General features: G+C 37.3%; 23 protein-coding genes. 18 read left to right on the forward strand and 5 right to left on the reverse strand.

The window, feature by feature from the left end; translation table 11 throughout:
* The 3 genes from F9U64_RS22850 to F9U64_RS05575 all read left to right on the forward strand — a co-directional run.
* The coding region (locus F9U64_RS22850) for a tRNA sulfurtransferase (protein ID WP_407647292.1) at positions 1-616 on the forward strand (616 nt) is incomplete at its 5' end.
* Between the two features lie 184 nt (positions 617-800).
* Entirely contained in the window at positions 801-1,013 is a 213-nt protein-coding gene (locus F9U64_RS05570) for an alpha/beta-type small acid-soluble spore protein (RefSeq protein WP_153402027.1), read from the forward strand.
* Between the two features lie 111 nt (positions 1,014-1,124).
* Positions 1,125-2,732, forward strand: a complete 1,608-nt coding sequence (locus F9U64_RS05575; RefSeq protein WP_153402028.1) for an amidohydrolase — start codon at positions 1,125-1,127, stop codon at positions 2,730-2,732.
* Between the two features lie 439 nt (positions 2,733-3,171).
* On the opposite strand, the gene F9U64_RS05580 is transcribed toward F9U64_RS05575, so the two are convergent.
* The gene (locus tag F9U64_RS05580) at positions 3,172-3,972 is read right to left on the reverse strand and encodes an NAD kinase (protein ID WP_153402029.1); all 801 of its coding nucleotides are present in this window, start codon (positions 3,970-3,972) and stop codon (positions 3,172-3,174) included.
* Between the two features lie 134 nt (positions 3,973-4,106).
* Between F9U64_RS05580 and F9U64_RS05585 the strand changes: the two genes are divergently transcribed.
* From F9U64_RS05585 to F9U64_RS05600, 4 genes are all read left to right on the forward strand, one after another.
* Entirely contained in the window at positions 4,107-4,613 is a 507-nt protein-coding gene (locus F9U64_RS05585; RefSeq protein ID WP_153402030.1) for a hypothetical protein, read from the forward strand.
* A gap of 2 nt (positions 4,614-4,615) precedes the next feature.
* Positions 4,616-5,086 carry a GerW family sporulation protein gene (ytfJ, locus tag F9U64_RS05590; RefSeq protein WP_153402031.1) on the forward strand — a complete coding sequence of 157 codons (471 nt, stop codon included), beginning with the start codon at positions 4,616-4,618 and terminating at the stop codon, positions 5,084-5,086.
* 100 nt (positions 5,087-5,186) lie between these two features.
* A complete protein-coding gene (locus F9U64_RS05595) occupies positions 5,187-6,167 on the forward strand; it encodes a class I SAM-dependent methyltransferase (RefSeq protein WP_153402032.1) in 981 nt (326 codons plus the stop codon).
* A 144-nt stretch (positions 6,168-6,311) separates the two neighbouring features.
* The gene (locus F9U64_RS05600; protein WP_153402033.1) at positions 6,312-7,505 is read left to right on the forward strand and encodes an acetate kinase; all 1,194 of its coding nucleotides are present in this window, start codon (positions 6,312-6,314) and stop codon (positions 7,503-7,505) included.
* A gap of 381 nt (positions 7,506-7,886) precedes the next feature.
* Here F9U64_RS05600 and F9U64_RS05605 read toward each other — a convergent pair whose 3' ends face one another.
* The gene (locus tag F9U64_RS05605) at positions 7,887-8,330 is read right to left on the reverse strand and encodes a universal stress protein (protein ID WP_153402034.1); all 444 of its coding nucleotides are present in this window, start codon (positions 8,328-8,330) and stop codon (positions 7,887-7,889) included.
* 236 nt (positions 8,331-8,566) lie between these two features.
* Between F9U64_RS05605 and F9U64_RS05610 the strand changes: the two genes are divergently transcribed.
* The 7 genes from F9U64_RS05610 (at position 8,567) to F9U64_RS05640 (ending at position 14,465) form a co-directional block, all read left to right on the forward strand.
* A complete protein-coding gene (locus F9U64_RS05610) occupies positions 8,567-9,274 on the forward strand; it encodes an SDR family oxidoreductase (RefSeq protein WP_153402035.1) in 708 nt (235 codons plus the stop codon).
* Between the two features lie 124 nt (positions 9,275-9,398).
* Entirely contained in the window at positions 9,399-9,908 is a 510-nt protein-coding gene (locus tag F9U64_RS05615) for a DUF4178 domain-containing protein (RefSeq protein WP_153402036.1), read from the forward strand.
* A gap of 14 nt (positions 9,909-9,922) precedes the next feature.
* Positions 9,923-10,594, forward strand: coding sequence for a PspA/IM30 family protein (locus F9U64_RS05620; RefSeq protein WP_153402037.1), 672 nt, complete (start codon positions 9,923-9,925; stop codon positions 10,592-10,594).
* Between the two features lie 91 nt (positions 10,595-10,685).
* The gene (locus tag F9U64_RS05625; RefSeq protein WP_153402038.1) at positions 10,686-11,360 is read left to right on the forward strand and encodes a DUF4247 domain-containing protein; all 675 of its coding nucleotides are present in this window, start codon (positions 10,686-10,688) and stop codon (positions 11,358-11,360) included.
* A gap of 22 nt (positions 11,361-11,382) precedes the next feature.
* Complete coding sequence (locus tag F9U64_RS05630) at positions 11,383-11,778, forward strand: DUF350 domain-containing protein (protein ID WP_153402039.1); 396 nt, start codon at positions 11,383-11,385, stop codon at positions 11,776-11,778.
* A gap of 151 nt (positions 11,779-11,929) precedes the next feature.
* Positions 11,930-12,610, forward strand: a complete 681-nt coding sequence (locus tag F9U64_RS05635) for a metal-dependent hydrolase (protein ID WP_153402040.1) — start codon at positions 11,930-11,932, stop codon at positions 12,608-12,610.
* Between the two features lie 541 nt (positions 12,611-13,151).
* Positions 13,152-14,465, forward strand: a complete 1,314-nt coding sequence (locus F9U64_RS05640; RefSeq protein WP_153402041.1) for a DRTGG domain-containing protein — start codon at positions 13,152-13,154, stop codon at positions 14,463-14,465.
* 39 nt (positions 14,466-14,504) lie between these two features.
* On the opposite strand, the gene F9U64_RS05645 is transcribed toward F9U64_RS05640, so the two are convergent.
* Positions 14,505-14,804 (reverse strand): YtpI family protein, encoded by a 300-nt coding sequence (locus tag F9U64_RS05645; RefSeq protein ID WP_153402042.1) that lies wholly within the window; start codon positions 14,802-14,804, stop codon positions 14,505-14,507.
* A gap of 125 nt (positions 14,805-14,929) precedes the next feature.
* Here F9U64_RS05645 and F9U64_RS05650 point away from each other — a divergent pair, with 125 nt between their 5' ends.
* Complete coding sequence (locus F9U64_RS05650) at positions 14,930-15,877, forward strand: DHH family phosphoesterase (protein WP_407647295.1); 948 nt, start codon at positions 14,930-14,932, stop codon at positions 15,875-15,877.
* Positions 15,878-15,918: 41 nt separating this feature from the next.
* On the opposite strand, the gene ytrI is transcribed toward F9U64_RS05650, so the two are convergent.
* Positions 15,919-16,428 carry a sporulation membrane protein YtrI gene (gene ytrI, locus F9U64_RS05655; protein ID WP_153402044.1) on the reverse strand — a complete coding sequence of 170 codons (510 nt, stop codon included), beginning with the start codon at positions 16,426-16,428 and terminating at the stop codon, positions 15,919-15,921.
* Entirely contained in the window at positions 16,428-16,760 is a 333-nt protein-coding gene (locus tag F9U64_RS05660; RefSeq protein WP_153402045.1) for a sporulation membrane protein YtrH, read from the reverse strand. The genes ytrI and F9U64_RS05660 overlap by 1 nt, the downstream gene beginning before the upstream one ends.
* Positions 16,761-16,905: 145 nt before the next feature.
* On the opposite strand from F9U64_RS05660, the gene dnaE reads away from it, so the two are divergent.
* From dnaE to accA, 3 genes are all read left to right on the forward strand, one after another.
* Positions 16,906-20,208 (forward strand): DNA polymerase III subunit alpha, encoded by a 3,303-nt coding sequence (gene dnaE / locus F9U64_RS05665; protein WP_153402046.1) that lies wholly within the window; start codon positions 16,906-16,908, stop codon positions 20,206-20,208.
* A 165-nt stretch (positions 20,209-20,373) separates the two neighbouring features.
* Entirely contained in the window at positions 20,374-21,255 is an 882-nt protein-coding gene (gene accD / locus F9U64_RS05670; RefSeq protein ID WP_153402047.1) for an acetyl-CoA carboxylase, carboxyltransferase subunit beta, read from the forward strand.
* On the forward strand, positions 21,233-21,972 hold a 740-nt coding region (gene accA, locus F9U64_RS05675), incomplete at its 3' end, for an acetyl-CoA carboxylase carboxyl transferase subunit alpha (protein WP_228275596.1). The genes accD and accA, both read left to right, overlap by 23 nt.

A 21,972-nucleotide genomic window follows, 5' to 3' on the forward strand; every position in this document is an offset into this window, starting at 1 on the left:
AATGAAGCGAGGAGTCGAATTAGAAGCAATTCATTTCCATTCCCCTCCTTATACAAGTGAAAGAGCCAAGGAGAAAGTTTTGGACCTTGCAGAGAAATTAGCCTATTACGGGAAAAGCATTAAAGTTCATATTATTCCATTTACAGCATTGCAACAGAAGATTCACCGTGAAGTTCCACATGGTTACTCTATGACTGTAATGCGGAGAATGATGATGAGAATTAGTGAAGCTGTTGCCAAAAAAGAGGATATTCTTTCATTGATTACCGGAGAAAGTCTTGGTCAAGTAGCAAGTCAAACGATGGAAAGTATGCATGCCATTAATGCTGTAACAAATTATCCTATTATTCGCCCGCTTATCGCAATGGATAAGGATGAGATTATGGCAATCTCTGAACGAATTGATATGTATGCTATCTCTATTCGTCCATATGAAGATTGTTGTACTGTTTTTGTGCCGAAATCCCCAAAAACTAAGCCGAGATTAGAAAAAGTGGAGCAATTTGAAAATGCGATAGATTTTACACAAGATGTAGAGGATATATTGAATAATATAGAAACAATTACAATATCAGCAGACAGGAATACAAGTGATCCACTAGATGACTTATTATAAGCTATTCAGTAGATAGTCTGGTTTTAACACAGCGTTAAATCATCACTGATCAAAGGCGCATTTTATGAGCGGAACATTAACTGGGAATATGGTTCTGTTAGCAAGAACTACCATTAAATTTTTTGCATGTTATCCCCCCCTTTTGTACAAGATACTATTGTACGAAGAGGAGGTGAACAATATCATGGCAAATAACAACAGCTCAAATCAATTAGTAGTCCCAGGAGTAAGTCAAGCATTAGATCAAATGAAATATGAGATCGCTCAAGAATTTGGTGTAAGCTTAGGTGCTGATACAACTTCTCGTGCAAATGGTTCAGTAGGTGGAGAGATTACAAAACGTCTTGTCCAAATGGCTGAACAACAATTAAGTGGTACAACACAAGTAAATCAATAATTATAAGATATGTGAAAGGATAGTGTGTAAAAACACTATCCTTTTCTTTCGTTATCGTTTCTGCTATCTTTATAAACAAGTTGATTATTAGAGGCTAGAAGGTGGAAATGTATGGGGACATTATGGTATGGTGGCAAAATTTATACAATGAAGCAGGTAGATGATCTAGTAGAGGCAGTATATACAGAAAAGGGAAAGATCATAGCAACTGGTTCATTAGCAGAATTAAAAACAAATTATCGGGATAAGATTAAACAAATAAATGATTTAAAAGAAAATATAATGTATCCAGGCTTCGTTGACAGTCATTTACATATAATTGGTCATGGAGAGAAACTGCTGCGTGTTGATTTATCGATGATGGAATCAGCTGAACAAGTTTTAGATGCTATTGCGAAGAAAGTAAAAGAGTTAAACAAGGATGAATGGTTGATTGCAGATGGCTGGAATGAGAACCAGTGGCAGGATAAACGAATCATTGATAAACGGGAATTAGATCAGCTGACATCTGACAATCCTGTTATGTTGACAAGGATTTGCCGACATGCAGTGATTGTGAATTCAAAAGCGTTAGAATTAGCGAATATTACTGCAGCTTCAAAAGACCCTCAGGGTGGCAGAATCATTCGTTACGAGAATGGTGAGCCTACAGGTTATCTGTTGGATCAGGCTCAGGAACTTGTGAAGAATATTGTGCCAGCAGTATCGCAAGAGAAATTAGAAAAAACAACAGAAACGGCAATAAAGGACTTATTAAGCAAAGGGCTTGTTGGCGGTCATACAGAAGACTTAGCTTATTACAGCGGATTTTCATCAACGTTAGAAGCGTTTCGATCAATTTTGCCACATAAATTTAAATTTCGGGCCCATCTGTTAGTTCATCACAATGTATTCCATGATATGATCTCTGCTGGTTATCGTTATGGAGATGGTGGCGACTATACGACATTAGGTGCAATGAAAGTCTTCTCTGACGGTGCATTAGGCGGGAGAACAGCATGGTTAAGTGAACCTTATGAAGATGATCCGGAAAATGCAGGCATTCCCATACATTCGGAGGTAATGTTAGAGCGGTTAATTCAGCAGGCAAGAGAATTTAATCACCCAATTGCAGTACATGCGATTGGTGATATGGCAGTATGGCAAGTAGCAAACTTGTTGAAAAAATATCCACTGACAAATCATTATCGTGACAGAATTATCCATGCTCAAATTGTGAATAAAGAAGTAATCGAACTTTTAAAAGAGATTGATGTTGTACTAGATATTCAGCCAACCTTTGTCACATCGGATTTCCCATGGGTCATCGAGCGAATTGGTGAAAAACGGGCAGAACAGTCTTATCCATGGAAAACCTTCTTAAACGAGAATATTGCTTGTGCAGCAGGTTCTGATGCTCCAATCGAAGAAGTAAGTCCCTTAAACGGGATAAAAGCTTTTGTAACAAGGAAATCTTCGATTGATGGCAATACGTATGGAGAAAGTGAACAATTATCTGTATATGAGGCAATTTCCCTTTATACCAAAGGAAGTGCATATGTTATTAATCATGAACATGATCGGGGCATCATAGAAAAAGATTATGTGGCAGACTTCACCATATTGACAGAGGACCTGTTTTCGATTGAGCCTGACAGAATTGATCAAGTAGAAGTCGCAGGAACAGTTGTAGCCGGTGAATGGATGTATAAAAAGATTGAAAAAAACCGGGTCAGATAACTGGACCCGGTTTTTTGCTGATAAGTAAAGAAAGTATAAACGGAGATGTCTAGCTCCAAGCGCCTGCCCCTCGAGGTCTTAAGCGATCCTGCTATGTGGCAAAGATCGCCACGTCGCAGTTTCGCTTAAGCTTGTCGGGGCAAACGGGCGCTTTGCGCTTTTCTTATCAGTAAAGAAAGTATAAAATTTTGACTATATAATATTCGCTGACAGAAACGGCCACGTCCGGCTCCAGCGCCCAGAGACTAGGCGACTTCGCGAAATCGCCCTACGATAAGTCATCATCGGTTCGTTACCTCACCGTGATTCCTTTATCTCAGTTGATTCGCTCCACTCGCTACGTCTCTAAACGGGCGCTTGCGCCTTTGTTCGTTCATTCCGTTTTACTCTGGAACTGCATTTTATCATGGCGCTTAACGTCTGGCATACTCTCACTGATCTATAAGAAAGTACGTTTTACCCGATCCCAGAAGGAGTTATTTTTAAGTTTGACTGTTTTGATGCGTTTGTCACTTAATTTAATGGTAATTGATTTTATATTTCGAATCGAATATGCTTCATTATCTAATCCAATGATAGGATAATCATTTCCATCCTGGATTACTTCAATTCGTAATGTACGGTCTTGATTTAAAATAAATGAAGAACCTAATGTACGATAACGGTTGTTGTTAATGGAAGCGAGCTCTGATACTTGGAAACAAGGGATTTTCGGGTCTATTACAGCTCCTGTTGTTGACTTATTATAACCAGTACTTCCCGTAGGTGTCGCTACAATTAAACCATCCCCGCGGAATCTTTCAAAATGTGCTTCATCTATGTAAACGTCCATCACTATCGTTTTAATAATCGCAGAACGAATGGTGGCTTCATTTAAAAAATGAAAAGTAGACTCACCATTTATCGTTACATCTACAACTGGGAAACGGCGAACTTCAATTGCTTCATCTTTCATTGCATGGATCATATCAACATAACGGTCTAATTGAAAATCGCAATACAGCCCTGCTTCATCTTCTTTTGTCATCCCTACATAAAGGCAATCCTGGCTGAATTCAGTGTGTCTTACTGCTTGCAAAAACTCTCCATCACCACCAACACTAACTACGATGTTTGCATCCTTAGCTTCTTTCACAATAGAAAATCCGCTCTTTTCGACATGCTCAAATACTGGTGAAAGCTTTTCTTCTAATTCATCACTTTTTGCATAGTAAAAAAATACATTTTTTCGATTATTCACAGCTTGTCCCTCCTACGTTTTTAAATCCATCTTATCATGGTTTCCTCATTTGTCCTATTGGAAAGTATACAAAAAATTACTTCCTCTGATTAATATACCCATTCTTAGTAAAGAATAAAGATGGTGGTGATCTTATGTTAATCATTGGAATAATTATTATCGCTTTCCTCATTATATTTTTGGTGCTTATAGGGGTTCTTCGGGTATACGCTATGATTGACTGGTCATTTACGGAAGAAGAACAGCAATTAGATATACAGTTGAGAATTTTAGGTTTTACAATTATGAAAAAAGATTTAGAGAATTTGAACGAAAATGAGAATAACCTTAGTAAACATATTCAACTCAAACATTTAAAATATGTACATAAATTTGCAATCGAAAATATACGCTTCGAGATGCTGAAAACAAAAACTATCGTCGGAACAGGTGAACCTGATACAACCGCCGTATTATACGGTATGCTGCAAACTTTTTTTACAATCATTAGTGCCCAGTTACATGATAAGGGACTTTGTGACTGTCGATTATCTGCAAACTTTGAAGAAGCAGTGATTCACAGTGACGGACAATGTATGATTTCATGGAAACTGCGAAAAACTATGCGCGTATGGAAACGTTGGAAAACGAAAGGAGAATAATAATGGAAGAAAATGTACATCCATTGGAAGGCTTTATGTCTTTAACAATGGAGAATTTAAAACAAATGATCGAAGTCGATACAGCTATCGGAAAGCCAATTGACGCTCCAGATGGCAGTGTTATTATTCCATTATCAAAAGTGAAATTCGGGTTTGCCGCAGGAGGAAGTGAATTCCTTGGCAAGAATCAAAATCAGAGTCAGAATCAAAAATCACAGGACCAGGGATCTGAGATGATTATCCCGTTTGGCGGTGGGAGTGGTGGTGGTGTCTCCATAACCCCTACAGCATTCTTAGTTGCCAATCGATCTGGCGTGGAATTAATTACACTGAATGAATCGACACGTGTCTATGAGAAGATGTTAGATAAGGGGCCGCAATTTATTGATCAAATCATGGGGATGATGAAAGGCGATAGCAAAAACAGCTCTAATAATGACAAAGATGAGGAAAAAAGCAGGAACTATCGATAAAAACGTGTAAGTAGACTTTGTAATCCACTGCCTTCATAATAGAAAAGGCAGTGGATTTCACTTACAAACGAAAAAGGTAGGAAAAGGTGGAGGAGAAACAATGGAATTTACAGTAGAGAAAGCATTTGAACATTTAGATTCATTAACTATAGATGTACAAAATTCACTTGATCTAACATACTTAGAAAGTCTGGCAGAAGTGCTGCATTTAGTGAACGGTGGACAAAGCAGCAAGGTATCAGATAAACAAAAAACGGACATTGATAATCTATCGGAACAGTTTGAACAGCAAACAGTAACAAATGAACAGATCCGCAAAACAATTCAATTAGCTTTAATTAAAGGAATGAAAGGTTCTACTCAAGCACAGCATACGATCACTCCTGATTCGGTTGCGATGTTTATCGGATATTTTCTTCAAAAGTTAATGAAGGAATATAAACAATTTCGCTTATTTGATCCAGCGAGCGGAACAGGCAACCTGTTAACTGCAGTTATGAACCAAGTAGAAGCAGATGTAAATGGATTTGGCAGTGAAATTGATCCAACATTAATTCGTTTAGCTGTGGAAAGCGCAAACTTACAACAACAATCGGTTGAATTTTTCCATCAGGACAGTTTAGCACCACTTTTACTTGAACCTGTAGATGTGACCATTGGGGATTTGCCTGTCGGTTACTACCCGGATGATGTGCAGGCGATGAAATATGAGTTAAAAGCAGCAGAAGGTCATTCCTATTCTCATCATCTTTTTATTGAACAGAGTTTAACCTATACAAAAGAAGGCGGATATTTATTATTCCTTATCCCAAACTTTTTATTTACTAGTGATCAGAGTGAACAACTACATAAATTTTTACTTAAACATGTACACATTGTCAGCCTGTTGCAATTGCCCTTGTCCATGTTCTCATCAGAAAATCATGCAAAAAGTATTTTAGTATTGCAGAAAAAAGGGAAGAACACAAATGCACCTAAACAGACATTGATGGCACAGTTGCCTTCCTTTAAAGATGCAGCTAAAACGGTAGAAATTTTAAGAAAAATAGATGCGTGGTTTATTTCAGAATATGGGGAATAATCTGAAAATATAAAATTTTGCTAAGGAAACGGTAACATTCAAGCTCCTTGTTGCAAACTTATTCTTAGGGTGGTTAAATGGAGTGGGGAATGTTAAATTTCAATTAATTTTGAAGGAAAAAGAGGAACGAAAGGATGGAAAATATTGCGTAAAATAATGGCAATAAACGCAGGTAGTTCATCATTAAAATTTCAATTGATCGAAATGCCGGAGGAAAAAGTTCTAGCAATTGGATTGATCGAAAGAATAGGGATTAATGATTCTATCTTTACTATCGAATATGATGATAAGAAAGACCAGGTAACAGAAGATATTCCAAATCATGAGCAAGCTGTAAAAATGCTGTTGGACAAACTTACACAAACAGGTGTAATTAAAAGCTTAGATGAAATCGATGGAGTAGGACATCGTGTGGTTCATGGTGGTGAGAAGTTCAATGATTCAGTAAAAATAGATGAGAAAGTCATTGAAGAAATTGAAGAAGTTTCTGAATTAGCACCATTGCATAATCCTGCGAACTTAACAGGTATTCGGGCATTTGCAGAAGTATTGCCGAATGTACCGTCAGTGGCTGTTTTCGATACGGCATTTCACCAAACAATGCCAGAACAGTCTTATCTATACAGTTTACCATATGAATATTATGAAAAATATGGAATTCGTAAATACGGCTTCCATGGAACTTCACATAAATATGTATCTGAGCGTGCAGCAGAATTAATGGGTGTCCCATTAAACCAATTGCGTCTATTATCTTGCCACTTAGGTAACGGAGCAAGTATCGCAGCGATCGAAAATGGTGAATCAATCGATACATCAATGGGCTTTACTCCTTTAGCTGGTGTAACGATGGGTACACGATCAGGAAATATTGACCCTGCATTAATTCCTTACATTATGGAAAAAACAGGACAATCGGCTAATGAAGTAATGAACGTATTAAATAAGAAAAGCGGGATGCTTGCACTATCTGGCTTCTCCAGTGACCTTCGGGATATTCAGGAAAAAGCAGATGCAGGAGATCATCGTGCAGAGTTAGCATTAGAAGTATTTGCAGAACGAATTCACAAATATATTGGTTCCTATGCAGCAAGAATGCATGGAGTTGACGCGATTATTTTCACAGCAGGTGTTGGGGAAAACAGTATTACAATTAGGGAGCGTGTATTAAAAGGACTTGAGTTTATGGGTGTTTACTGGGATCCGCAATTAAACAATATTCGCGGAAAAGAAACATTTATAAATTACCCGCACTCTCCGGTAAAAGTCATTATTATCCCGACAAACGAAGAAGTAATGATTGCAAGAGATGTTGTTCGTTTAACAGACGCGAAGTAAATCTAATAAAAGAGACCGGGAACTAACTAATAATGTTAACCCAAGATACGAACGATACCATAATCAAGAGATGAACGCACATACGAAGCGCAGTCAAAATACGGAGACTCCTGTGGGAATAGCATCAGCTGAAAATCCCGCAGAAAAAGCGGTTTTTGCTTTTTTGAGGAAGTTGAAGCGATGCCCGCGGAAAGCGAAGTGTTTTGACGGAGCGACATATGAACCAACTTTCTGATGAACAAGAGCCCGAACTTTTTAGTTAAAGTTCGGGTTTTGACGCAATAAAATAGTTTTGTCTCAGCCTCTTATGAAATAAGCTGAAAAGTTACATTGCTAATAGAAAACTGCATTCCAAGCATCTTATAAACATGATTCTATATCTTAACTCCGAACAACCAGAACATCACAGCTGGCATAGCGGGTAATGCTTTCTGATACACTTCCGATAAGGAAACGTTCTACAGCATTCATTCCTGTTGCCCCGCATATAATTAAATCTGATTCATATTTTTTTGCTAAATCTTTTGGGATTTTTATTTTCGGCGAACCGATTTCAACATGTGTTTCGATATCTGTTACACCTTTCTTGCTTGCTTTTTCTTTATACTCATCTAGAAGTGATTGTGCATAATTTTCTGAACGAGCAGCTAATGTCTGATCATAGACCTCTGGAGCTACTGTTGTAATTGTTCTTGTATCTATAACATGAGCCAGGAACATTTTTGCATTATTCCGCAGAACAATGTCAACCGCTTTGTTAAACGCCAATTCTGATGCATCTGAACCATCTACAGCAACTAGAATACGATGATATTCGAATGCCATGATGATCACTCCTCTCTTATTAATTACATTATATAATGTATACGTTTTCATGTGAAGTTTTTAAACAAATTTTCTATATTTATTAATACCACTGTTTTGTGAATGTGAAACAAAGGTTCTGGTTATGACGCTTAACATAAAATTATCATTTTTTGCATCTGTTAATATTAGAAAAAAAAGTAAGCTTATTGTACGATAGAAAGGAGAGTATTTATGGAAATGACAGGAGGTAGAAAATGGGTCACGCATTCATTACAGCAGGCACAAAAGGGCTGGGTAAGAAGGTAACAGAAGCAATGCTTGCACAAGGACATTCTGTTACTGTCACCTACTTCCGGGATGAGGAACGAGCTGGACAAATAAAAGATCTTTATACACATTATCCCCTCCACATTGTTCAAGCAGATGTCTGTAATAAAGAATCAATTGAAAAAGCTGTTAGAGAGGCATATGAAACATTTGGCACGATTGATTATCTTATTCACAATGCAGGACCATTTATTTTTGACAGAAAAAAATTGCTTGATCATACAGAAGAAGAATGGAAAGAAATGGTTCACGGTAATTTAAGCAGTATGTTCTATCTGGCAAAACATGTTATACCAATGATGAGAAAACATGCCAGCGGCTGGGTAAAACGGTCAGCTTTTGCCGCAGCGAAAGTAGGATTAGTTTCGTTAACCAAAACGATCGCATATGAAGAAGCAGAAAATGGGATTACGGCAAATATGATTTCACCTGGTGATATTAATGGTACCATGAAAGAGGCGACGATTGCACAAAGTCGTGAATCAGCAGACAACAATACCCCAATTGGCCGATCTGGAACAGGTGAAGATATTGCAAGAACGGTTTTATATTTATGTGAAGATAATTCCGATATGATTACAGGAACCGTTATTGATATAAACGGCGGATTAGATGTCATTCACCAGAATCGCTAATTTTTTATTTTTTTTTCAAAAAACTGAAACTTTCTTAAAACATGATCGTACATAATAGTAACAACCTGAAATAACATTACTGCTTTTGAACAGGATAGTAAATGAATGAAAAGAGGTGCATCAAGTGGGTTTTTTTTCAAAGCTTTTTTCCAAAAAGGAAGAAAAGCCAACTGTTAGAAAAAGAGATCCATTATCTATTCAGATAGGTGATATTATTGAATATGATCTGGCTGATTATGAAGTGGTTGGTAAGATTATCTACCGTCAAGGAAATTATGAATGGATCAGCTACCAATTACTAGGGGTGGAAGATACCATATGGTTGGCAGTCGAAATGGATGATGAATTAGAATTGGGTATCTACAAACGAATTCAATTACCAGAAGCAAGCTCTTATCCAAAAAGATTTGATTATGAAGGTATTACTTATTTTCTTGATGAAAGTGGTCAGGCGAATATTCGGGGAGAAGGCCGCAGCAGTAACCTTACTGGCCATGTGATGAAATATACCGAATATTGTGATGATGATGAGGAACATTTTATCAGTTTAGAAGACTGGGGAAGTGAAGTCGAAGCAAGTTACGGCTATCCGATCCAGTCATTTGAAATAAAAATTATTGCAGGTACAAATTAAGGAGGAATATAAAAATGTTTCAATTTTTCAAAAGAGTAAAAACAGTTGTAGGTTCTGAGTTAAATGCAATGTTAGACAAGGCGGAAGATCCGGTAAAAATGCTGGACCAGTTTATGCGCGAAATGGAATCAGATATTCGTGAAGCAGAGACATCTGTTGCCAAACAAATCGCTAATGAAAAAATGCTCAAGCGTAAATCGGATGATGCGAAAGCACTTGTGGAGAAACGCCAACAGCAGGCAGAAAAAGCAATTGAAGCTGGAAATGAAGATCTGGCAAGGCGTGCATTAGAAGATAAGAACAGCCAACAGCAGCAAGCAAATATGCTGTTAGAATCTTGGGAACGTGCGAAGCGTGATGCAGATCAGTTACGTGATAAATTGGATGAAATGAAGAAAGAATACCAGGAAATGCAACTGAAGAAAGATGCGTTAAAAGCACGTGCAGAATCTGCGAAAACAAGAACAAAAATGAACAGAGCAATGTCTAATATTGGAACTGATGAATCCAGACGCGGATTTGAGCGTATGGAAGAAAAGGTGATGCGTTTCGAAGCAGAAGCAGAAACAAGTGAAGATCTTTCTTCCTCAAGCAAAAGTTTAGATGATGAATTTGAAGATTTAGATAAGAATAGCGGTGTTGATGACGAATTGGCTGCATTGAAAAAGAAGATGGGCAAAGAATAACAAGATGAGCAGAACATAAGAAAGAGCCTTCCTTTTTTGTGAGGTTCTTTCTTTCCTTTAAGAAGCATATTAAATTAGAGGAGGTGAGTGAGTGAAACATCAGCTACTAATTGTTAGCGGATTATTTCTATGTATTTTATTAGTTGGATGTGGTCAAGATCAGTTTGGGAACATATCAGCATTTGATGGATCTTCATCTGTCTCGATAGAAGATATTGAAACTGAAGAAACAAAAGAGGAAATCACCGATAATTTAAGAAACAGCAATACTACCGAAATAGACATGTTAATTGGTAATAACTTCAATCTTGTAGACACAGCTGCAGGCGAGAATACCAATTCAAATATTTATGCAACAGATAAATTTGAGGTTCAAGAATTAGCATCCATATTTCAGGATATAAATCAGCCGGAAGAAATTAGTGATTACATTGATAATCAGCAAATATTAATTTATCCGGATTACTTTGTAATTTTGAAGGATGCAGAAGACTTAAATAATGTTGTTTATATTGAAGTAGCCAGTGATGAATTTGTACGTAATAACTATTCACCGAACTTCCTGGCAACCTATTTTGCGATACGTATTTTAGACGATGTACTGGATGTAGATGACTGGGCGAAGAAAAGACGTTCAGCATGTCAAACAAGTGGTTGTTATGGTGGTTATACTTCAGGACAATCATATAATAAAAGTGGCGCAACTAATTCAACAAGCCGAGGCTTGGGTTCATTCCGCGGTGGGGGACCTGGCTCAGGAAAATAATTAAAGGAGGGATTTTTTAAGAATGCAACCATTTATATCGACATTTGTTTACTTTATTGCAGCAATTATTATTGTTATTATCGGGTTGGTAATATTTGAGTGGTTAACAACGAAATATAAAGACTGGGATGAAATTAAGGCAGGTAATCAAGCTGTAGCCTTATCAATTACTGGAAAGATCATTGGTATTTGTATTGTCCTTGCATTTGCGATTTATCACAGCATTACGGTCTGGGAGACATTTATTTGGGGCGCATATGGTGTAATCCTGCAAATGATTGCCTATTTAATCTTTGAATTGGTGACAAGAAAGTTTTCTGTGGAACAGCAATTAAAGGATAATAATATTGCTGTCGGTATTATTTCATTAGGTGTGTCTGTAGGGCTTGCTTTTGTTATCGGTGCTTCGATTACATAGCATAATTGAGCCTGGTCAATTTATTGGCCGGGTTTTTTACTGTTCTAGCACTAAACCAAAAATCTTAATTGGGAGCTATTTTTCAGTTTTAATCCAACCAGATTATGGGTATAAAATAAATAGATAAAAATTAAGGGAGTGTAGTGTATAAATGCGTGTATCTTTCCATGGCCAATCTGTTGTGAAGATAATAACAGCAAAGCATACTATTTTAATTGATCCATTTATTTCAGATAATGGATTGTGTGATCTTAAGGCAGACGAAGAAAATCCTGATGTAATTTTATTAACCCATGGTCATAATGATCATGTAGGGGATACGATCAGTATCGCAAAACGAACAGAGTGTTTAGTTGTCGCTCCTAATGAATTAGCGGTATATTTAGAATCCAGAGGTTTAAATACCCATCCAATGCACATCGGCGGATCTCATAACTTTGATTTTGGTAGAGTGAAATTCACCCAGGCTTTTCATGGCTCGATGTTTACTGATGAGAATGGTGAAAAGATTTATGGCGGGATGCCTGGAGGAATTTTATTTTATGCAGAAGGGAAAACTGTTTACCACGCAGGAGATACAGGCTTATTCTCTGATTTAAAACTAATAGGTGACATGAATGATATAGATCTCGCTTTTTTACCAATTGGAGATAATTTTACAATGGGACCAGAGGATGCTTTGATTGCAGCTGAATGGGTAAAAGCAAAAAACGTTGTTCCAATGCACTACAATACGTTTCCATTAATTGAACAGGATGGAGATGACTTCGCCAGGAAAGTTAGTACTGGTAAAGGTATCGCTCTAAAACCAGGAGAATCTGTCACAATCTAGTCACACAGAGAGGCCGGGACATAACTAATAATGTTAGCCCAAAATATGAACGATAATATAATCAAGAGATGAACGCACATACGAAGCGCAGTCAAAACACAGAGACTCCCGCGGAAAGCGAAGTGTTTTGACGGAGCGACATATGAACCAACTTTCTGATGAACAAGAGCCCGAACTTTTTAGTTAAAGTTCGGGTTTTGTCGCAATAAAATAGTTTTGTCTTAGTATGTTTTTATATAATATCAGTCGTTAATACTTTCCTGCAGGATCTATTGACTATGCTCTGGCTTGTAAAAAGATTCCCGGATAAATGAATATGTCTGTTGCTAACTGTCATTCGAATTAATTCTTTTAAGTATTATCAGCCATTTATGAATGTTTTCCATAATGGTACAGCGCATACATTTAATATAAAACAGAATGTCAATTATGGATGAAATTACATATTAGACCAATAATAAATTGAATATTTTCGCCTGTAACTGTATAATAACAATAGATGAAAATATATTAGTACAGATGAAAGAATGGTGAGCTGCTATTGGCTACAAAACATGAACAAATATTGTCTTTTATCGAATCTTTAAAAGTAGGCAACAAAATCTCTGTCAGACAAATTGCGAAAGAATTGCATGTAAGTGAAGGAACTGCTTACCGCGCAATTAAAGAAGCAGAGAATAAAGGTTTGGTTAGTACAATAGAGCGTGTGGGGACAATCAGAATAGAACGAAAACAAAAAGAAAATTTTGAAAATTTAACATTCGCTGAAATTGTAAGTATTGTGGACGGACAGGTCTTAGGTGGCAGAGACGGTTTATATAAGACTTTAAACAAATTTGTCATTGGTGCAATGAAGCTTGATGCCATGATGCGTTACACGGAGAAAGATTCCTTACTGATCGTTGGAAATCGAACAGAGGCCCATGAATTAGCATTAAAAGAAGGAGCAGCTGTTCTGATTACAGGTGGATTTGATACAGACGAAAATGCCAAGAAGCTGGCAGATGAAAAAAAACTGCCGATTATTTCAACAAGCTATGATACATTTACGGTTGCGGCAATGATTAATCGGGCAATCTATGATCAATTAATTAAAAAGGAAATAGTGTTAGTTGGGGATATTTATACGAAAGAGGAAGAGACATATTATTTGTCAACAAAAGATACCGTATCCAAATGGCATCAATGGGAAGAAAAAACTACACACAGCAGATATCCAGTTGTTGATGACAAGAAAAAAGTGGTAGGGGTTGTTACCTCGAAAGATGTTATAGGCAAAAGAGATGAGATGTTGATTGAAAAAGTGATGACAAAAAGCCCGCTGACAGTCATGAAGGAAACCTCTCTTGCGTATGCTGCCCATATGATGGTATGGGAAGGGATAGAGATCATGCCAGTTGTTGATCAATATCATCAATTAGAAGGATTAATCTCCAGACAAGATGTTTTAAAAGCGCTACAGCATATTCAAAAACAGCCGCAAGTTGGGGAAACGATTGATGATATTGTCTCTAACTATTTCGATCACACGTCTCTTGATCCTTCTAAAACAACTTTTGAAGCAGAAATTACACCACAAATGACTAACCAGTTAGGTACATTATCGAACGGGGTTTTTGTGTCCTTTGTTATTGAAGCGGCAAGCAGTTTATTACGTCAGCATAAAAAAGGTGACTTAGTTGTTGAAAATATTACAGTGTACTTTATAAAACCTATTCAATTAGAAACAAAAGTAGTATTTCAGCCCAAGATAATTGATATTGGAAGAAAGTCTGCAAAAATAGATGTAGAAGTCTATCATGAGCGAAAAATGGTAGGGAAAGCCATGTTAATGGCGCAGTTAATTGATCGCTAAGAATCAACGATGCAATCTTATGAGGAAACTGCCTGTGTTCTACACATTGGCAGTTTCTCTTTTACTGAATTCTGATTTATAATGACGGTATCGCTTCCATCCTGCATACCCTTGTATTCCGCCGATGACCAGGAAAAGGATGGCAATAAATAACGCAAGACGTGTCTGGTAAAACAGATATTGATTCGCTCCAAAGAAACTGATACAAAGTCCAAGTGATATCCGTGCCTTGGCATTCGTTATCTCCTGAATTAGCATATCACCACTTCGAACAATCATCACTTTATAGTAAACATATAATATAAAGGAAACGACAATTACGATAGGAAAAATAATCAATTGTTGACCTCCTGTCAATGCTGTAATAGGATTAATATAATCTGAAATTTATTGTACCTTGTTGTTTTGTGAATTGCTAGTAAAAAATCAAGCGAGAGAAGTAGAAAATAATGTACCAATGGAGGATGAAAATGAATACAACAGCAATTATCAATAAAATAAAATCATATCAAGACATTATCATTCATCGTCATGTGCGGCCAGACCCAGATGCTTACGGCTCACAGAATGGTCTTGCAGAAATTATCAGAGCATCTTTTCCGGAGAAGAATGTCTTTGTTGTAGGTGAAGAAGAAGAATGGTTAAAATATTTTGCCAGTATGGATTCAATTGATGATGACTTATTTGAAAATGCTTTAGTTATTGTTTGTGATACGGCGAATCAGGAACGTGTATCAGATCAACGGTTTCAAAACGGTAAAGAAATTATAAAGATTGATCACCATCCAAACAATGATGCATATGGGGATCTGTTATGGATAGATACAGCGGCAAGTTCCACAAGTGAAATGATTTACATATTATATCAGCAGGAAAAAGACCAGGGGCTTGTTTTGACAGACAAGGGTGCTTCATTATTATATGCCGGCATTGTTGGTGATACGGGAAGGTTTTTATATCCTAGTACATCAAATAGAACGTTCCAGATTGCCTCTAAATTAATTGAATACAACTTTGACCGTACAGATATGTACCAGCATATGTATAAAACAAGCTTAAAAATGGCGAGACTGAAAGGCTATATTTTGCAAAATGTTGAAGTTTCAGCAGCAGGAGTCAGTCATATAAAGCTATCGAAGGGTATATTGGAGAAATTTGATGTGACACCAAATGAAACAAGTGCGATTGTCGGTGTGATTGGTGATATTGAAGGAATGAAGGCGTGGGCTATATTTGTCGAGGAGGAAGATGTTATCCGTGTCAGACTTCGTTCAAATGGACCGATAATAAATATACTTGCAGCTAAGTATGAAGGTGGAGGACATCCTTTAGCATCAGGTGCAAAAATACATACATGGGATGCGGTTGATGATTTACTGGAAGACCTGGAACAAATCTGCAGGGAAGAATAAGTATAGAAAGAAGCACATTGTGACAGAAGTGGTGTGCTTCTTTAGCTAGCTTTCTTTAATTCAATCGATAATTTCAACTCTTCTATAACGATCATTTTCTTCACAGTAGCTTGAAATTTAAAATCATCAATCGTTATCGTTTTGTTTTCGATCGCGCGAATGAGTAAATCGGTGCTGTTTGCCACTTCTTCTACATTCTTTCCAATCATTTGATTGGCCTCTTGTTTAATTGCTTCTGTTAATTGCTGAATCATAATTCTGTCATGTTCTATTTTATAGGTTTCTAAATTCGTAAATTGAATTGTAATCTGATTTATTTTTATTCCTTCTTTCGCTTGTTCGTCTAATAAGCGATGATTTTCCACTAATGCCTGATGAGTATCTTTCAATTCCAACAGCTCACCTCGAAGGGTGAAATTTTCTTCAATCAGATTCTGTTGCATTTCGCCGAACATGAAGACAAAGATAATATAGCCGATCAATGTACCAATCATTGTACCTGCTAGAAACCTTTGCCATCCTGGTCGCTTATAAAGTGGAGGTATATGCATTAATCAATCTCCTCCTGGATTAACCATTCAATAATTAATAATGCTGTCTGGGCACCCCCCATTGCAATGACAATAAGGATGATTTGTTTTACCATATCCATTGTGGAGCCGTCTGTTAATCCGCGTTCAAAGTTAGAAATGGCGTCAAATGTACCGCCGATTGCAGCAACAATCGCCCATATGTGAAGACCTTTGGCAATTCTGCTCATTTGAGTAAATGGCGGCTCACCTGTTGCGAAAGAACCGATACTGCCGATAATGGACCCGCCGATCATTACACCGAATGCAATAAAATAACATTGAATTATTGTTGCAAAAAAACGTTCTTCCATAAGTGCCCTCCTCGTACCGGCAACTATTCGTATCAGGGTATTGTTAAATTATATGGTCTTGTCCCTTTGCATATGTTTCTTAATTTCATCTTGGCAATTCTTCGGGTATAATATAGTTAGAAGAAAGAACGGTAGGTGAATATACATGCCTTTCACGCAATTACATGTCAAAAGTGGCTACAGTTTGCAAAAAAGCATGATTCAAATTGATGAATTAGTGCAACAATCCAAGGAATTAGGCTATACACACTTAGCTTTGACAGATGAAGGTGTGTTACATGGTGCTGTTCCGTTTTATAACGCCTGTAAAAAAGCAGGGATCGAACCGATAATCGGGATGGAAATAACTGTTTATCTTGATGAAGAACAGCCGATAAAGATCATTTTACTTGCGCGAAATCTTGAAGGATACCAGCATTTGTTAGCTGTAAGCTCAGCAGTGCAAAAGGGCAAAATTTTTTCTTTTTCAGATTTTCAAGAAATGACGGAAGATCTTTTTTTTATCATCAAAATGGACACGTTAATTAATGAAAATGAACTAGATCCAGAGAAAATAAAAGTGATTATACAAACATGTGAGAATATATCTGTATATTTTGGAATAGATCCTGGATATAAGATGATATGGCCAACAATAAGAAGTGTGCTGGACCAGTACTCAGCAACAGGTGTAGCAATCTCCGATATCCGCTATATTCATAAACAAGACAGAATACCTTTCCATTGTTTGCGGTCAATGGCGCTGGGGGAAAAATGGGAGAGTCAGCAGCCTGTTTATCATCCTGGTTCACACCTTGAATCAGAGATTGAGCAGCAAAATGTCTATAATGAATGGCCTGAATTAGTGGAACAAGCGAATAAGATTGCCTTGAGCTGCAGGATAGATCTACCATTGCATCAGCATCTGCTGCCGAGATACCATGTGCCAAATGGAGAAAATGCAGATAATTATTTGGAAAAACTGTGTCAGCAATTATTGCAGGATAAATATGAGAAAGTAACGAATAAAATATACGAGCGATTAAATTATGAATTAGATGTCATTCATTCTATGGGTTTTAGTGATTATTTTTTGATTGTTGCTGACTTTATTCACTATGCCAAAAAAGAAAAAATCATGGTCGGACCTGGACGTGGTTCTGCTGCAGGATCTCTTGTTGCCTATATTTTAGGGATTACGAATGTGGATCCAATTCAATATGATTTATTGTTTGAACGGTTTCTTAATCCTGAGCGTGTGACAATGCCAGATATCGATATTGATTTCTCAGATGAGAAGCGAGATCAGGTGATCGAATATGTTGTCGAGAAATACGGAAGAGAGCATGTAGCACAGATTATTACATTTGGAACGTTTGCTGCAAGATCTATATTAAGAGAATTAGCCAAAACGATGGACATACCTGACAGTGACATGCAATATATCCTGAAAATACTGCCAAAAGACCATAACGCTAAACTTGCAACACTGGTAAATCAATCAAACGAGTTAATAGAGTATGTGAAGCAGTCAGATAAGCTGAAGCAATTTTTTAAAATTGCAAACAGGTTAGAAGGATTACCGAGACATATCAGCACACATGCAGCAGGTGTCATTATCAGTGATCAGCAGCTGATTCAGCATGTTCCCGTAATACCGGCACAAAATGATATCTATTTAACTCAATATGCTATGAAAGAACTGGAGCAAATCGGTCTGCTGAAAATGGACTTCTTAGGCTTGCGTAACTTAACATTGATTGAACGGATTATCACGCAATTAGATAAACTAAAGATTTCAATCGATATCGAAACAATTCCACTAAATGATGAAAATACATTTGAACTGTTAAGAAATGGACAGACAAATGGTGTGTTTCAATTAGAATCACAAGGAATGAAACAAGTCTTAAGAGATATGCAGCCAAGTCACTTTGAAGATATTGTTGCAGTAAATGCATTATATCGTCCAGGCCCTATGCAATTTATCCCGACATATAATAACAGGAAAAATGGACGGGAAACAGTCGAGTATATCCACAAGGACCTTCAGCCAATCCTTGAAAAAACATATGGTGTATTAATCTATCAGGAACAAATTATGCAAATTGCCAATAAGTTAGCTGGATTCTCTTATGGTGAAGCTGATTTGTTGAGGCGAGCGGTAAGTAAGAAGGAAAAAGAGGCGATCTTGGCACAGAAAGAGAAATTTATCCAGGGATGTAAACAAAATGGTTATACTCTAAACCTGGCAAATGAAGTGTTTGATTGGATTATCCGTTTTTCCAATTATGGATTTAACAGAAGCCATGCGGTGGCATACAGTATGATTGCCTATCAGCTGGCATACTTAAAAGCAAATTACCCTCTGGTATTTTTCGCTGAGGTGCTCAGTATGCAAATGGGAAATGTGGAGAAGCTGCAAATGTATATAAGGGAAGCGAAAAACCAGGGCATTGTTATTCTGCCTCCTTCCATTAACAAAAGTATTGGCAAGTTTAAAGTGGAAGGGCAAGCGATAAGAATGGGTCTTAGTGTTATTAAGGGGATTGGTTACACTGTTGTACATGAGATTCTGACACACAGAAAAAATGAACCATTTAAAAATATTTTTGACTTTTGCTTACGAATTCCTGGAAATTTAAAACGAACTGTAATAGAATCACTTGTGCTTGCAGGTGCTTTTGATGAAACACATCCCAACCGTGCGACCATCCTTGCGAGTTTAGATGATGCGATCGAACAAGGTGAGTTGTTTGGCGAGTTCGATGATCAGTTCTCATTGTTTGACGATGAATTATCTCTGGATGTTTCCTATGTTGAAAAAGAACCGTTTCCTGCTATTAAGCAATTAATGATGGAACAGGAAGTGATTGGTTTCTTTGTATCCAAACACCCTTTACAAACAATCCGTCAAGATGTAAGGGAACGTGGATATATTACCATCGAAGATGCATTAACAGTGAATAGAAGAAAAACAAAGCTAGCAGCTGTAATTCAAACCATCAGGGTCATTCGAACAAAGAAAGGTGAATCGATGGCTTTTGTCACAATTGCGGATGAAACAAATGAGTTGGATACCGTTATTTTTCCGAATATTTTCCGTGAGGTGAATCATTGGCTTGAAGAAGAATTATTTGTGTTTGTTGATGGCCGCTTAGATGAACGCAATGGAAAGAAACAACTGATAGTGGAAAAAGTGGAACAATTAATCATGGACAAACAGAAATCAAGCAACAGGAAATTCTATATAAATTGGACAGAGGACCAAGATGATAACAGAATGGAAGAACTTAAATTAATTGCAAAGAATTATGCTGGCAATATTCCTGTCTATTTGTACAAAAAAGACAAGAAAAAATTGTTTAAATTAGATTCTCAATATAATTTAGATGACAGCTTTTCGGTGACAAAGCAATTAAAAGAGCTGTTTGGGGAAGAGAATGTCGTTTTTCGCCAGGAATCATAAGGTGAAGCTGCTCTCTTCTCACACTACTTTACATCAAGAAGCCTTCTGATATAATATAATAGTTAATGCACTAATGTGGTTTATCTCTAGAATATTATTCATATACATATGATTATTGAATGTTTTAGTTGTACAAGCTATGTACTCAAAAAGGAGGAATAATCCTTGCAGTTGAAAGATTTATTTGCGAAAAAGAAACGGTATGCTTCTATACCAAGCGAAAATGCAAAGAAAGATGTGCCAGAGGGATTGATGCAAAAATGTAGCAATTGCCAAAAAATATATTATCAAAAAGAATGGCAAAAACATTTATATGTCTGTCCAGATTGCGGTCATCACCACCAAATAACTGCACATGACAGAATTAACTGTTTATTCGATGAAGATTCATTTATTGAATGGGATAATAAGCTCATTTCAGGTAATCCACTTGATTTCCCCCATTATGAAGAAAAATTAGAAAAAGACCGTGTGAAAACTGGTCTCAACGAAGCTGTTGTTACTGGCGAAGGAACAATCAAAGGTGCTAGAGCAGCGGTTGCTGTGATGGATTCCCGTTTCAGAATGGGTAGTATGGGCTCAGTTGTTGGAGAGAAAATCACCAGAGCAATCGAAAACGCACGTGAAAAGAAAATTCCTGTGATTGTATTTTCTGCATCAGGCGGTGCAAGAATGCAGGAAGGGATTTTAAGTCTTATGCAAATGGCCAAGACATCTATAGCGATTCAGCGGCTACATCAGGAAAATGGACTATTTATTTCTGTTATGACAAACCCGACAACCGGTGGGGTTTCGGCAAGTTTTGCCTCTATTGGTGATTATAATTTTGCTGAACCTGGTGCCTTGATTGGTTTTGCCGGCAGACGAATTATCGAACAAACGATTCGTGAAAAGCTGCCTGATGATTTTCAAACGGCTGAATTCCAAATGGCGCATGGACAAGTTGATAAAGTAATATCAAGAGCAGAGATGCGGGACACTCTTGCAACGATATTGGAAATTCATCAGTTGGGAGGTGCACCGGATGAAACAAGTACTGGAGTTTGAGAAGCCTGTCGTCGAATTACGTGAAAAGATTGAAGAGCTTAAGCGAATTACAAATGTTAGTGAGATTGATTTATCTGAAGAAATCGAGAAGATGGAAACAAGGCTTGCTAAGCTGGAAAATGATATTTATGGTAAATTAAAGCCGTGGGATCGTGTCCAAATTGCTCGTCATGCCGAACGGCCAACATGTCTTGATTATATTTCGCATTTATTTACTGATTTTATTGAATTTCATGGTGATCGTTTCTATGGCGATGATGAAGCAATCGTTGCAGGAATTGCTAAATTTGACGGCAAACCTGTTACAATTATTGGTCAACAACGCGGTAAGAATACTAAAGAAAATATTAATCGGAATTTCGGTATGCCTCATCCAGAAGGTTATCGAAAAGCATTACGACATATGAAACAAGCTGAAAAGTTTAACCGGCCGATCATCACTTTTATAGATACAAAAGGTGCATATCCAGGCAAAGCCGCGGAAGAGCGCGGACAGAGTGAAGCAATTGCACGTAATCTAATGGAAATGGCTGGTCTAAAGGTGCCAATCATTTGCATTGTTATCGGTGAAGGTGGAAGTGGCGGGGCACTTGGTATCGGTGTTGGTGACCATATTCATATGTTAGAGAACTCGACATATTCCGTTATCTCTCCCGAGGGTGCTGCTGCTTTATTATGGAAAGATGCCAAGCAGGCAGAACGTGCTGCAGAATCATT

Source organism: Gracilibacillus oryzae, from assembly GCF_009498735.1.
GTDB classification, from domain to species: domain Bacteria; phylum Bacillota; class Bacilli; order Bacillales; family Amphibacillaceae; genus Gracilibacillus; species Gracilibacillus oryzae.

Excerpts from the sequence above, each read along its gene's own strand:
- dnaE (WP_153402046.1), top strand. The coding sequence starts at position 16,906 with ATGCCTTTCACGCAATTACATGTCAAAAGTGGCTACAGTTTGCAAAAA.
- F9U64_RS05585 (WP_153402030.1), top strand. The coding sequence starts at position 4,107 with ATGTTAATCATTGGAATAATTATTATCGCTTTCCTCATTATATTTTTG.
- F9U64_RS05650 (WP_407647295.1), top strand. The coding sequence starts at position 14,930 with ATGAAAATGAATACAACAGCAATTATCAATAAAATAAAATCATATCAA.
- F9U64_RS05570 (WP_153402027.1), top strand. The coding sequence starts at position 801 with ATGGCAAATAACAACAGCTCAAATCAATTAGTAGTCCCAGGAGTAAGT.
- F9U64_RS05620 (WP_153402037.1), top strand. The coding sequence starts at position 9,923 with ATGTTTCAATTTTTCAAAAGAGTAAAAACAGTTGTAGGTTCTGAGTTA.
- ytrI (WP_153402044.1), bottom strand. The coding sequence starts at position 16,428 with ATGCATATACCTCCACTTTATAAGCGACCAGGATGGCAAAGGTTTCTA.
- F9U64_RS05575 (WP_153402028.1), top strand. The coding sequence starts at position 1,125 with ATGGGGACATTATGGTATGGTGGCAAAATTTATACAATGAAGCAGGTA.
- F9U64_RS05635 (WP_153402040.1), top strand. The coding sequence starts at position 11,930 with ATGCGTGTATCTTTCCATGGCCAATCTGTTGTGAAGATAATAACAGCA.
- F9U64_RS05630 (WP_153402039.1), top strand. The coding sequence starts at position 11,383 with ATGCAACCATTTATATCGACATTTGTTTACTTTATTGCAGCAATTATT.
- F9U64_RS05660 (WP_153402045.1), bottom strand. The coding sequence starts at position 16,760 with ATGGAAGAACGTTTTTTTGCAACAATAATTCAATGTTATTTTATTGCA.
- F9U64_RS05595 (WP_153402032.1), top strand. The coding sequence starts at position 5,187 with ATGGAATTTACAGTAGAGAAAGCATTTGAACATTTAGATTCATTAACT.
- F9U64_RS05610 (WP_153402035.1), top strand. The coding sequence starts at position 8,567 with ATGGGTCACGCATTCATTACAGCAGGCACAAAAGGGCTGGGTAAGAAG.
- F9U64_RS05605 (WP_153402034.1), bottom strand. The coding sequence starts at position 8,330 with ATGGCATTCGAATATCATCGTATTCTAGTTGCTGTAGATGGTTCAGAT.
- ytfJ (WP_153402031.1), top strand. The coding sequence starts at position 4,616 with ATGGAAGAAAATGTACATCCATTGGAAGGCTTTATGTCTTTAACAATG.